Origin of the sequence: uncultured Streptomyces sp., from assembly GCF_947488945.1 — a bacterium.
Classification (GTDB): domain Bacteria; phylum Actinomycetota; class Actinomycetes; order Streptomycetales; family Streptomycetaceae; genus Streptomyces.
On sequence record NZ_CANLBS010000010.1, the window covers coordinates 129,051 to 141,040 of the forward strand.

Consider the following 11,990-nt stretch of genomic DNA (forward strand, 5'->3'; position numbering starts at 1 on the left):
CCGAATTCGCGTGGAGAAGCCGGGGCGCGATGCGGCCCGGCCGAAAAGAGAGACACAGAAGCCAAAATGAATTCTTCTGGCGATTCTCGATCAGTGTCTGACAATTTTTGATCGGTTCTGTCTGAGCGTGACAGAATCGATCAGCCCGGGGGCCGGAAATCCGTCCCGGCCCCCTGCCGGCCTACCGGTCTCGGAGAGACCGCCCGCCTAGCGGGGCTCCGCCTCCATCGCCCGTACCAGGCCGGCGGGCCGCATGTCGGTCCAGACGCCCTCAATCAGATCCAGACACTCCTGGCGCGACCCCTCGGGGCCGACGGTCCTCCAGCCACCCGGAACGTCGATGCGCGCGGGCCACAACGAGTACTGCCCCTCGTCGTTCACCAGCGCCAGAAACCGACCGGCCTCGTCGTCGAAAGGATTGGTCACGGCCTCTCCCCCACCATTCTCCCCATGTACACGAAATGTTCGAACTCTCTCTGCGGCGCGCGGCATTGTCCGGCGTCCGCGGACACCTCGCGGAACCCTCCGCTCCCCGCGTCGCACTCGCGCCACGGGAAACGGTCATTCCTCCTGTGTCCCGACGGCCGGCCACCGCCGGCAATCGCGCAACGGCCGTCCGCACTCCTTGCGTTCACGCCAATCACATTAGAGGAAGAGCGACGCGCTATGGCACACCTTCATGTTCTTGCTTATCGTCACGCATCCCGGCGGCTGAAAATCGCTGCGCCCCGGACATATGCCAATCGAAATCGTGCGACGACAACGCGCCACTCAACGTCCGACATGTCCGTTTCAGTTAAAATTGACCACACGATTTCGGATAATGTGCGCGCGCGCCAGCGCAATTCAGTGGGCCGATTGAGCCCCCATGCGCCGGGTGCACGCCCCGCTCACCACCGAGAATCCGCCTACCGACCGCGGCGCGTCCTTCCCCACCTCGCGGTCCGCGCGGCGGAGCCCCTCCCGCCGGGTTCTCCGGCGACCGCCCGGCGGGTTCCCCGACGGGTCCGCCCGGCCTTCGGGCGGGCGCGCGAACGGCCGGGCAGGTCCCGGATGCGGGGGTGCCCGGCCGCATGGCACGTCGTCAGGGGCGGTCGGCGGTCCCGCCCGCCGTGGGCGCGGAGGTATGCTGCACGCCACCGGGCCGGGGCGGGGCCGCGGCGTCCTCGACGCTGTCGCGGGCGGCTCGGGCGACGGCCTCCGCGGTGATGCCGAACTCGGTGTAGAGCCGCTGGTAGTCGGCCGACGCTCCGTAGTGTTCGAGGCTGACGACGCGCCCCGCGTCTCCGACGATCTCGCGCCAGCCCTGCCCGACGGCGGCTTCCACGCTCACCCGGGCGCGGACCGCGGGCGGCAGCACCTCGTCCTGGTAAGCGGCCGGCTGGGCGGCGAACCATTCGCGGCAGGGCATCGACACCACCCGGACCGTGCGGTCCTCCTCCACCAGCAGGGCGCAGGCGTCCAGCGCGATCTGCACCTCCGACCCGGTGGCGATCAGCACGACGTCGGGCACTGCGCCCGGACCGCGGTCGGTGAGGACGTAGCCGCCGCGGGACGCCAGGGCCGCGGGAGCGTGGCCGGAGCCGGGGGTCCGGTCGAGGACGGGGAGGTTCTGCCGGGTCAGGATCAGGCCGGCGGGGCGGTCGGTGTGCTCCAGCACGGTGCGCCAGCAGACGGCGGTCTCGTTCGCGTCGCCGGGGCGTACGACGTCGAGGCCGGGGATCGCGCGCAGCGCCGCGAGGTGTTCGACGGGCTGGTGGGTGGGCCCGTCCTCCCCCAGGCCGATGGAGTCGTGCGTCCAGACGTAGACGGCCGGCAGTTCCATCAGGGCGGCCAGCCGGACTGCGGGGCGCATGTAGTCGGAGAACGTCAGGAACGTGCCGCCGTAGGGCCGGGTGAGGCTCTGCAGGGCGATGCCGTTGAGGACGGCGCCCATGGCGTGCTCCCGGATCCCGAAGTGCAGGGTCCGGCCGTACGGTCCGCCCTTCCACATCCGGGTCTGCCGGTCGGCGGGCAGGAAGGAGTCCACGCCCTCCATGGTGGTGTTGTTGCTCTCGGCGAGGTCGGCCGATCCGCCCCAGAGCTCCGGCAGCACCGGGGCGAGGGCGGCCAGCACCTGGCCGGACGCCTTGCGGGTGGCCATGCCCTTGTCGTCGGCGGGGAACTCCGGCAGCGCGTCGGTCCATCCCTCCGGCAGCCGCCGGCGCAGCAGCCGGTCGAGCAGGGCGGCCCGTTCGGGGTGGGCGGTGCGCCAGGCGGCGAAGTCGTCCTGCCAGCGGGCGCGGGCCGCCGCTCCGCGCTCACCGGCTCCGCGGGCCCGGCGCAGCACCTCGTCCTCGACGGCGAAGTGGCGGGACGGGTCGAAGCCGAGCAGTTCCTTGGTGGCGGCGACCTCCTCCTCCCCGAGGGCGGAGCCGTGGGCCTTGCCGGTGTTCCGCTTGGTCGGCGCGGGCCAGCCGATCAGCGTGCGCAGCACGATCAGGGAGGGGCGCCCCCGCTCGCTCTTCGCCGCCTCGATCGCGGTGAGCAGGGCGTCGACGTCCTCGACGTAGGCGTCGCCGTCGCGCCAGTCGACGTGCTGCACGTGCCAGCCGTAGGCGGCGTAGCGGGCGGCCACGTCCTCGCTGAAGGAGACGTCGGTGTCGTCCTCGATGGAGATCTGGTTGGCGTCGTAGAACACCACGAGGTCGCCGAGTTCCTGGTGTCCGGCGAGGGAGGACGCCTCCGCGGTGACGCCTTCCATCATGTCGCCGTCCGAGGCGATGACGTACACATGGTGGTCGAACGGGCTCCGGCCCGCCGGGGCGTCGGGGTCGAGCAGGCCGCGTTCGCGGCGGGCCGCCATGGCCATGCCCACCGCGGCCGCCAGTCCCTGGCCGAGCGGCCCGGTGGTGATCTCCACCCCTCGGGTGTGCCGGTACTCGGGGTGCCCGGGGGTGGCCGAGCCCCAGGTCCGGTACGCCTCCAGGTCCGAGAGCTCCAGGCCGTAGCCGGACAGGTAGAGCTGGATGTACAGGGTGAGGCTGGAGTGGCCGCAGGACAGTACGAACCGGTCCCGGCCGAGCCACTGGTCGTCGGCCGGGTCGTGCCGCATCACGTTCTGGAACAGCAGGTACGCCAGCGGCGCAAGGCTCATCGCGGTCCCCGGGTGGCCGTTGCCCGCCTTCTGGACCGCGTCGGCGGCGAGCAGCCGGACGGTGTCCACCGCCCGTACGTCGACCTCGTCCCAGCCGGCCCGCTCCGCCACGGGCAGGGCGAGTTCCGTGCTCCTGCCGGGTGCGCCGTCCCGCGCCTTCGGACTCTGCTCCGCCATCGTCCACTCCTTCGTGCCGCCGGGATTCCGGGAGGGGCGGCCCCGTGGCCGGCCCGCTTCCGGTACCCCTTCCCCGGATCGGGCGCCGCGGACGGCCCGGATCGACCGGACGGCCCAGCGGCGTCCGCGGGCGGCGGGCGGCCCGGCTCGACCGCCCAGCGACGTCCGCGGGCGGCGGGCGGCCCGCCGCGGGGGCGTCCCAGCCGGAGACCGCCGTCACCCGCTCCCGTCCCACCACGTCCACCGGGCCGAGGCCGGTGATCTTCAGGGCGGGTGGGACGGCCGGAGTTCAGCGCGAGGTCCCGCGGGAGGCCCCCGGATGACGCATCAGCACGAGGGCGCGGTGGTCGCTTGTGGCGGGATTCCGGCTGTCGGCACGGTGGGCGGGCGGGCGGATGCACCGTGCCGGACGCGCATGCCCCGGAGCTGTCCCCCCTTCGCCGCAGTGGCGCGATCGAACGTGTCTGCCATAGCGCGGCAGGTAGCCTGCGGCACTCGGTGGAGAGCGTCGCGCCGGCACGGGTACCCGTCAGGTGACGGCCAGTTCGTCGAGCAGGCGCCCCAGATCTGCCGGCGCCTGGATGTGGGCCAGGTGGACCTGGTCGGGGAGTCCGTGTGCTTCGGCGCGCGCGATGCGCTGCCGCGCCTGGTCGAACGCCGTTCCGTAGGGGGCCGCTCCGCGATTGCGCCGACCGATGATGAGGTCGACTCGATCTGCCTGGTCTGCCACCACATCCGGAGGCGGTGTGGCGTTGAGCGCGCCGAGTTCGGCGTACAGCGGTCCGCTCAAGCGACACAGTGCCGCCCACCCGTGAGGATCGGCCCGCAGGCCATCGACGTACGCTGCGGAGCCCGGCGGGCGGAACGCCCCCGCGACCGTCAGCGGCAGGGAAACGCCGCCGCCTCCCCGCCGTGGGCCACCGCGACCCCGCCGCTGACGGGCCGCCTGCCCCGGCCCGGGTGCCCGCGTGTCCGGCCGGATACGCGGGACCGCCCCCTGGCCGGGGCACGGATCCCCCACCACAATGACCGGATGACACACTCCCCGGCCCGCGCCCACGGTTCCACGCTCTCCCTCTGGTCGAAGAACTCCTTCCTGTCCATCGGCTCGGTGGGGTCCGTCCTGTCGATCGGCTCGGTCGGCAGCGTCCTGTCCGTCGGATCCGTCGGGAGCGCGCTGTCCGCAGGCTCCATCGGCAGCGCCCTGTCCGCCGGTTCCATCGGCAGCGCCCTGTCGGCGGGTTCGATCGGCTCCGCCCTGTCCGCGGGCTCCGTCTGGTCGGTGCTGTCCTCGGGCTCGCTCGCCTCGGTGGGCAGCGACGGAGGCGTACTGTCCGTCGAAGGGCGCTGCGAGGACCGTACGGAGGCCGGGGCACCCGCCGCGTCCCGCTCGCGGACCGCACTCCTGCTGCTGGGCGCGACCGGGCTCGCGCTGGCCGGGGCTCTGGCGCTGCGTGTGCGCGCCGGCCGGTGACCGAAGCCGCCGGCCCGCCCGCGCTTGGGGTCCCCGGCCGGGCGCCGGCAGTGGCCCGCCGACCCGCGCGGGCGGCGCTGTGCTGCCGTGCCGTGCCGGTGACCCGACTCCACACCGCCCCGGATCCGGGCGGTGCGCCGGGGGATCGCCCCAGTCTTCCTCGACTCCCCGCCGTACCCCTGCGAACCGCTGGGCTCCGCGCTCCGTGCGCGGTCAGCGTCGAACACAGGACGCAGGAGGTGCGCCCGGTCGAGCGACAAGCCGGGGCGGGGTCGGCTCCGGCCGGGAGAGGACCGCCGACGGGCCGGACGGTCAGCCGGCCGACGGGCCCGGCCTGGCGGAGGTCTCCCGCTCGGGGATCGCGGCCTCCTGTGTCGCGGCCCAGGAGGCGAGCAGCCGCAGGCCCTCTTCGGAGGGCGAGCCCGGCTCGGCCGCGTAGACGGTGAGGGTGAGGCCGGGCTCCGCAGCCATCTCCAGCCCTTCGTAGGCGAGGGTCAACCCACCGACGGCGGCGTGGGTGAAGCGCTTGGTGCCGGTGCCGTGCTGGCGGACGTTGTGGGCGCCCCAGCGGGTGCGGAACTCGTCGTCGCGGGTGGAGAGTTCGCCCACGAGGTCGTGCAGTTCCTTGTCGTGCGGGTTGCGCCCCGCTTCGGTGCGCAGGATCGCCACGGTGATGTCGGCGGCGAGGTCCCAGTCGGGGTAGAAGCGGCGGGAGGCCGGGTCGAGGAAGGTGAACCGGGCAAGGTTCTCCTGGTTGGCGGGGGCGGCGTAGACGTCGCTGTAGAAGGCGCGGCCCAGCGGGTTGACGGCGAGCACGTCCATGCGGCCGTTGCGGACGAAGGCGGGTCCGGCGGTGATCGCGTCCAGGGTCCACTGCAGGCTGGGGTGGGGCGTCCACTGCCGGGCGGTGCGGCGGCGGCGCGGGCGGGTGAGGACGTCGGAGCCGTCGGCGGCCTGGGCCAGGTGCAGCAGGTGGGCGCGTTCGGCGTCGTCGAGCCTCAGGGCTCGGGCGACCGCTTCGAGGACGGCCGGGGAGGCGCCGGCGAGGTTGCCGCGTTCGAGTTTGGCGTAGTACTCGACGCTCATGTCGGCGAGGGCGGCGACCTCGCTGCGGCGCAGGCCGGGGACGCGCCGCCGGGTACCGGAGGGCAGGCCGGCCCGCTCGGGAGTGATCTTGGCCCGTCGCGAGGTGAGGAACTCGCGGACCTCTTGCTGGTTGTCCACCCTTCGACAGTACGCGCGGTCCGCCGCGGGAGGGGTGCACTGCGGGTACACCCATCGGCGGTGACTGGTTGCCCTCCGCGAAGCGCGGTTACCTGGATGACGTGGTGCTTTCCGCCCGGCCCGAGTGCGGCACGGGCGGAGCCCGCTCCCGGCGCGGGCCGCTCTTCCGCCGCCCGCGCCGGGCCGGCGAAACCCCCAGCACGTAAGGAACCCTCATGCGCGGCGCAGTGATCCACGCCCCCGGCGACGTCCGATTCGAGACGCTGGACGACCCGAAGATCCTCCACCCGACCGACGCGGTCATCCGCACCGCCGTCTCCTGCGTCTGCGGCTCGGACCTGTGGCCCTGGCGCGGTCTGGAGCCGATCGGAGCCCCCCACCCGATGGGGCACGAGTACGTCGGTTTCGTCGAGGAGGTCGGCAGCGGGGTCACCTCGGTGAAGCCGGGGCAGTTCGTCGTCGGCTCGTTCGCGACCTCGGACAACACCTGTGCGAACTGTTCGAACGGCTTCCAGTCGAACTGCCTGCACCGCGAGTTCATGTCGACCTGCCAGGCCGACTACATCCGCGTCCCGAACGCCGAGGGTACCCTCGTCGCCACCGACGAGGTTCCGGGCGAGGAGTTCTGGCCGAGCCTGCTGGCCGTCTCCGACGTCATGGGCACCGGTTGGTGGGCCGCCGACGCCGCCGAGGTGCAGCCCGGTTCGACCGCCGTGGTCGTCGGCGACGGTGCGGTCGGCCTGTCCGCCGTGATCGCGGCCAGGGAGAGGGGCGCGGACCGGATCATCGCGATGAGCCGCCATGCCTCCCGTCAGAAGCTCGCCCTGGAGTTCGGTGCCACCGACATCGTCACCGAGCGTGGCGACGAGGGCATCGCCCGGATCAAGGACCTCACCGGCGGCATCGGCGCCGACAGTGTCCTGGAGTGCGTCGGCACCGCGGAGGCCATGCGGCAGGCGCTGCACTCCGCCCGGCCCGGCGGCAACGTCGGCTTCGTCGGCGTCCCCCACGACGTCGCCGTCGACGGCGACGAGCTGTTCTTCTCCCACGTCGGCCTGCGCGGCGGTCCCGCCCCCGTGCGCCGCTACCTCCCCGACCTCGTCGAGCGCGTGCTGTCGGGCCGCATCGACCCGGGCAGGGTCTTCGACCTCACCCTGCCCCTCGACCAGGTGGCCGAGGGCTACCGGGCCATGGACGAACGCCGCGCGATCAAGGCCCTGCTCAAGCCCTGACGCCGTCCGGCCGATGACGGAGCCGGGCCCGGCCTCGGCCGGTGCCCGGGCCACCGGGCAGGAGCCCTGCGCACCCCGTTCGGCTCCGGCCGTCGTCGCTGGCCCCGGAGCCGACGCTCCGGAGCCCTTCTCCGTCCCCGGCGCGGAACCGGGTGGTCACTGCTGACCGAACCAGAGGTCGGGGCCGAACACCTCGTAGTGGATCCGCTCGGCGGGGACGCCCCGGCGCAGCAGGTCGCCGCGGACCGCGCGCATGAAGGGCAGCGGGCCGCACAGGTAGACGGTCAGGTCCTCCGGGAGGTCGATCGAGGCGAGGTCCATCCGTCCGGCGGCCGTGGTCACACCGTCGCCGTCGGACTGCTCCGCGACCGGGCCGTGGTTCTCGTACCAGAGATGCAGGGCGGCATGCGGGTTGTTGCCGACGAGCAGGCCGAGCTCCGCGCGGTGGGCGTGGTCGGCGGGGCTGCGGTCGGCGTGGGCGACGATGACCGGGCGGGGCCGGCCGCTCGCGGTCAGGTGACCGATCAGGGACATCATGGGGGTGCCCCCGATGCCGGCGGAGGCGAGGAGCAGCGGCCCCTCGTCGCGGTCGTCGAGCACCAGGTCGCCGAAGGGGAGGGAGACGGTCAGCTCGTCGCCGGGCCGCGCGTGCGCGTGCAGGTGGCGCGAGACCTCGCCGTCGGGTGCGGGGGCCGTCCCGTCCACCCGCCTGACGCTGATCCGCCAGTCCTCGCCCGGCACGCCGGAGAGGCTGTACTGGCGTATCTGGCGGGCTCCGTCGGGCAGTCGGACCTGGACGCTGACGTACTGGCCGGGCCGGAACACGGCGGCGGGCCGGCCGTCGGCCGGGCGCAGGACGAACGAGACGACGTCGTCCGTCTCCCGGGTGCGGGACACGATCTCCATGGGGCGCCACACCTCGCCCTCACGGACGCCCGCCTGCTGGTACAGGCGGGCCTCGGCGGCGATGAGCGCGCCGGCCATCAGCCAGTACACCTCGTCCCAGGCTTCGGCGACCTCCGGGGTGACGGCGTCGCCGAGCACTTCGACGATGGCCGCGAAGAGGTGCTGGTGGACGACCTTGTACTGCTCGGGGGTGACGCCGAGGGATGCGTGCTTACCGGCTATGCGGCCGAGCATGGCGTCCGGGCGTTCGTCGGGCCTCTCCAGCAGCATGCCCGCGAAGGCGGCGATGGAGCCGGCGAGCGCCCGGCGCTGCTCTCCGTTGGCCTGGTTGCCGCGGTTGAAGAAGTCTCGCAGCAGTTCCGGGTGCGCGACGAAGAGCCGGGAGTAGAAGCGGTCGGCGATCTCTCCGATCGCGGCGCCCACGGCGGGGAGGGTGGCCCGGACGACGGGCACGGACTGCTCGGACAGCACGGCGATTCCTCAGCGGTAGATGATCTTCAGGTTTTCGGGAAGAAGCGAGGACGTGAGTGAGGGCGCGTCAGCCCGTGCGCGGGTCCCGGCCGGTCAGCCCGACGAGCACCGGTCCGGTCGGCGAGGCCACCAGGTCGGCGACGGTGAGCGGGTCGAGGGCCGCGTAGAACGCCTCCTGCGCACTCCGCAGCGCCCCGCGCAGACGGCATGCCCCGCGCAGCGGGCAGGGGGTGTCGCCCTCGCAGGCCACCACCTCTCCCCCGCCTTCGAGTTCACGCACGAGCCAGCCGACCGAGGCGTTGCGGCCCAGCCCGGTCAGCGCGAGTCCGCCCCCGCGCCCACGCCGTGCCTCCACCACGCCGAGGCATTGCAGCCGGGCGACGACCTTGGCCATGTGGGTGGCGGGCACCCACATGGTCTCGGCCACGTCACGGGTGGTCGGAACGGGCCCGTCGGCCTCCGCGACGGCCAGGCGCATCACGGCGCGGAGGGCGATATCGGTGAATCTGGTCAGCCGCATGCCGCGACCCTAGCAAAACCCGAATATGGGATACCGATTACCCCTCGCTCCGGGTCGACGGGCCCTCGTGTCCCGTACCTCCGTCGGTTCCGGTCCCGCCCGGCCCGGTGCAGGCGCCCCCGGTCTTGTTCGGCCCGGTCCAGGCGTCTCCGGTCCCGCCGCACGGCGCGCCGTGGCCGATTCCCCCGCCCGTGGCCCCATGCCCGTGGCTCCTCACCCACCCACGGCCCCCTTGCCCGTGGTACTCCCACCCAGGGAACCGCCGCCCGTGGCACCGTCGTTCGTGGTCCTGCCGAGGCGGGCGTCGTCGCCGAACGGCCAGGCGTCGACGTCTCGGTAGCGGATGGGGCCGGGGGCGCGGAGCGGGGTGCTGGCGACCAGGTGCAACCGCGCGGCGGGCCAGTGGACGCCGGTGAATCCGGCGAGGGCGGCGGCGACCTCTCCGGCCGAGGTGAGGTCGCCCCTGCGGGCGCGGGCCAGAGTCAGATGGGGACGCAGGGGCCGCTCCTCGCAGGTGACTCCGCTGCCCCGGACGGCGGCGCGTACGTCGGCTGCCAGCGCGTGCAGGGCGTCGAGTCCGCCGTCGATCCCGCTCCACACCACTCGGTCGTCGAAGGTCCCGCCGCCGCGCAGCGCGAGCCGGGGCGAGATCCTGCCCGCCGCGACGGCGGCGAGTGGGTCCCGCAGCAGCGGGACCGTGCCGCTCGCCAACTGGCCGAGGAAGGCGAGGGTGATGTGCCAGTCCTCGATGCGGTTCCACCGCAAGCCGGGGTGCGTGTCGTAGCTGGGGCGCAGTGCGCGGGCCAGTTCCCGCTTCGCGTGGTCGGGCGGGGCGAGGGCGATGAACACGCGAACGGTCGCGGGCCGGGTCTCTTCGTTCACACCGGTCTTCGTACCGCATCCCATGGCGCGGAACGACGACCGGGGTCGGGGGCACGGCCGGGCCGGACGCCCGCCGGGCGGGTTCACCGAACGGATGCGCCGGGCGGCGCGTGGGCTCCGGGGCGGTCCTCCGGCTGCCCGCGTGGCGACACGCCGGGCGAGCGCGGCCCGCCCCCGGGGCGACACGCCGGGCGGCGCTCGTCGTTCCAGGAACTCGCGGCCCTGAACGGGGTGAAGGGCATCAAGGTCGGCCCGTACACCTCGCAGTTCAAGAACCTGGAGCCCGCGGTCACCGCGACCCTCGGCAAGGTGTCGAAGACGCCGGACGACCGGCACGACGCGGGTCACGGCGACCGCCACTGACCCGCCCGGTCCCCGGGGGCGACGGTGCCGGACCCGACGCCCCCCCCGGATTCCTTCCGCCCGGACATCGCGGCCCGCTCCCCCGGGCGCCGGGATGTCCGGGCGGTGGGCGTGGGCCTGGTTCAGGCCGCGTTGACCGTCCACTTCTGGTTGGCGGTGCCGGCACACGTCCAGATCTGGAGCCGGGTGCCGTTCGCGGAGCTGTTGCCGGTGGCGTCCATGCATTTGTTGGCCTGGATGCCCACGATGTCGCGCGCCCCGGAGACCGCCCACCGCTGGGCGGCCGTGCCGTTGCAGTCCCAGAGCTGGAGCTGGGCACCGTCGGCCGTGCTGCCGTCCTTGACGTCCAGGCACTTGCCCAGCGCCCGGATCGTGCCGTCGGACCCGGCGGTCCACTTCTGCGCGGCGGTGCCGTTGCAGTCGTAGAGCTGCACCGCGGTGCCGTTGGCGGTGGCGGCCCCGGCGACGTCCACGCACTTCCCGCCGAGGCCGGTGATCGTTCCGCCGGTCGCGGTGTTCCCGGTCGTCACGCGCACGTAGTCGACGACGAGCTGCTGCGGGAAAGAGGTGCTCGCGTCGGGGTCACCGGGCCAGTAGCCGCCGACCGCCAGGTTCAGGATGACGAAGAAGGGCTTGTTGAAGACCCAGCTCCTGCCGCCCAGGTCGGCCGGGGTGCGCCGCTGGTAGACGTTGCCGTCGACGGACCAGGTGATCGAGTCGGGTGCCCAGTCCACCGCGAAGGTGTGGAAGGCGTCGGCGAAGGCCTGGCCGGACGGCAGGGAGTACGCGGCGCCGATGCCGCCCGAACCGGAGTAGCCGGGACCGTGGATGGTGCCGTGGACCGTGCCGGGTTCGAAGCCGACGTTCTCCATGATGTCGATCTCACCGCTGTTGGGCCATCCGACGCTTCCCAGGTCGTCGCCGAGCATCCAGAACGCGGGCCAGATGCCCTGCCCGCGCGGAATCTTCATCCGCGTCTCGACGTGACCGTACGTCGAGGTGAACCGGCCCGCGGTGTTGAGCCGGGCCGAGGTGTACTCGCACCGGCCGTACCAGCAGGTGTAGTTGGCCGGGTTCTCCTTGCGGGCGGTGATGACGAGGTTGCCCTGTCCGTCGAGGGCGGCGTTGGAGGTGCCCGCCGTGTAGTACTGCCGCTCGTGGTTGCTGACGTTGTCGCCGGTCTCGGTCTGCCACTTGCCGCCGTCGACGGCCGATCCCGCGGCGCCGTTGAACTCGTCGGCGAAGGTCGTCGCGGCGGCGGCGCCGGCCACCGGGGCGGGAGCGGCGTGCGCCGGGGCCGCGGTCATCGTGCCGACCCAGCAGAGCAGGGCGACGGCGCACAGGGCGAAGCGGCGCGGTAAGGGGGTGGAGAGTGCTCGCACGGTCATCACGTCTTTCGGTGGGGGCGAAGGACACGGCGTTTAGGTCATGCACATGACAGCCATGGGAACGGAGCGACCCGCGCTCCGGGCCGTGGACGACACTCGGAGCGCGCGGGCAACTCGCCCCGTTAATTCACTACTTGATTTAAGGGACTCCACAAGGAGACGTCAAGACACTGGTCCGGACCTTCTCGCGGGCGATGCCGACCGGGTGCAGACTCAC

General features: G+C 73.1%; 11 protein-coding genes. 3 read left to right on the forward strand and 8 right to left on the reverse strand.

Features of this window, described 5'->3' with window-relative positions; genetic code table 11:
* Positions 1-207: 207 nt before the first annotated feature.
* The 3 genes from Q0994_RS18020 to Q0994_RS18030 all read right to left on the reverse strand — a co-directional run bounded on the left by Q0994_RS18020 (position 208) and on the right by Q0994_RS18030 (position 4,103).
* Positions 208-426 (reverse strand): MbtH family protein, encoded by a 219-nt coding sequence (locus tag Q0994_RS18020; protein ID WP_299535914.1) that lies wholly within the window; start codon positions 424-426, stop codon positions 208-210.
* A gap of 658 nt (positions 427-1,084) precedes the next feature.
* The gene (tkt, locus tag Q0994_RS18025) at positions 1,085-3,313 is read right to left on the reverse strand and encodes a transketolase (RefSeq protein ID WP_299535916.1); all 2,229 of its coding nucleotides are present in this window, start codon (positions 3,311-3,313) and stop codon (positions 1,085-1,087) included.
* A gap of 529 nt (positions 3,314-3,842) precedes the next feature.
* A complete protein-coding gene (locus Q0994_RS18030; protein WP_299535918.1) occupies positions 3,843-4,103 on the reverse strand; it encodes a hypothetical protein in 261 nt (86 codons plus the stop codon).
* A 243-nt stretch (positions 4,104-4,346) separates the two neighbouring features.
* On the opposite strand from Q0994_RS18030, the gene Q0994_RS18035 reads away from it, so the two are divergent.
* Positions 4,347-4,787, forward strand: coding sequence for a hypothetical protein (locus Q0994_RS18035; RefSeq protein WP_299535920.1), 441 nt, complete (start codon positions 4,347-4,349; stop codon positions 4,785-4,787).
* Between the two features lie 312 nt (positions 4,788-5,099).
* Here the strand turns inward: Q0994_RS18035 and Q0994_RS18040 are convergent, their stop codons facing one another.
* Positions 5,100-6,011: a helix-turn-helix transcriptional regulator gene (locus Q0994_RS18040; RefSeq protein WP_299535922.1), complete on the reverse strand. Its 912-nt coding sequence runs from the start codon at positions 6,009-6,011 to the stop codon at positions 5,100-5,102.
* A gap of 215 nt (positions 6,012-6,226) precedes the next feature.
* On the opposite strand from Q0994_RS18040, the gene Q0994_RS18045 reads away from it, so the two are divergent.
* Entirely contained in the window at positions 6,227-7,243 is a 1,017-nt protein-coding gene (locus Q0994_RS18045) for a zinc-dependent alcohol dehydrogenase family protein (protein WP_299535924.1), read from the forward strand.
* Positions 7,244-7,399: 156 nt separating this feature from the next.
* Here the strand turns inward: Q0994_RS18045 and Q0994_RS18050 are convergent, their stop codons facing one another.
* The 3 genes from Q0994_RS18050 to thpR all read right to left on the reverse strand — a co-directional run bounded on the left by Q0994_RS18050 (position 7,400) and on the right by thpR (position 10,022).
* Positions 7,400-8,620 (reverse strand): globin domain-containing protein, encoded by a 1,221-nt coding sequence (locus Q0994_RS18050; RefSeq protein ID WP_299535926.1) that lies wholly within the window; start codon positions 8,618-8,620, stop codon positions 7,400-7,402.
* A 67-nt stretch (positions 8,621-8,687) separates the two neighbouring features.
* Positions 8,688-9,140: an Rrf2 family transcriptional regulator gene (locus tag Q0994_RS18055; RefSeq protein WP_299535928.1), complete on the reverse strand. Its 453-nt coding sequence runs from the start codon at positions 9,138-9,140 to the stop codon at positions 8,688-8,690.
* Between the two features lie 213 nt (positions 9,141-9,353).
* A complete protein-coding gene (gene thpR / locus Q0994_RS18060; protein WP_299535930.1) occupies positions 9,354-10,022 on the reverse strand; it encodes an RNA 2',3'-cyclic phosphodiesterase in 669 nt (222 codons plus the stop codon).
* A gap of 231 nt (positions 10,023-10,253) precedes the next feature.
* Here thpR and Q0994_RS18065 point away from each other — a divergent pair, with 231 nt between their 5' ends.
* A complete protein-coding gene (locus Q0994_RS18065) occupies positions 10,254-10,385 on the forward strand; it encodes a hypothetical protein (RefSeq protein WP_299535933.1) in 132 nt (43 codons plus the stop codon).
* A 122-nt stretch (positions 10,386-10,507) separates the two neighbouring features.
* Here Q0994_RS18065 and Q0994_RS18070 read toward each other — a convergent pair whose 3' ends face one another.
* A complete protein-coding gene (locus tag Q0994_RS18070) occupies positions 10,508-11,773 on the reverse strand; it encodes a family 16 glycosylhydrolase (protein ID WP_299535935.1) in 1,266 nt (421 codons plus the stop codon).
* Between the last annotated feature and the right edge of the window lie 217 nt (positions 11,774-11,990).

Bases quoted from the DNA above. Each gene is read 5' to 3' on its own strand.
- tkt (WP_299535916.1), bottom strand. From the start codon at position 3,313: ATGGCGGAGCAGAGTCCGAAGGCGCGGGACGGCGCACCCGGCAGGAGC.
- Q0994_RS18035 (WP_299535920.1), top strand. From the start codon at position 4,347: ATGACACACTCCCCGGCCCGCGCCCACGGTTCCACGCTCTCCCTCTGG.
- Q0994_RS18045 (WP_299535924.1), top strand. From the start codon at position 6,227: ATGCGCGGCGCAGTGATCCACGCCCCCGGCGACGTCCGATTCGAGACG.
- Q0994_RS18055 (WP_299535928.1), bottom strand. From the start codon at position 9,140: ATGCGGCTGACCAGATTCACCGATATCGCCCTCCGCGCCGTGATGCGC.
- Q0994_RS18070 (WP_299535935.1), bottom strand. From the start codon at position 11,773: ATGACCGTGCGAGCACTCTCCACCCCCTTACCGCGCCGCTTCGCCCTG.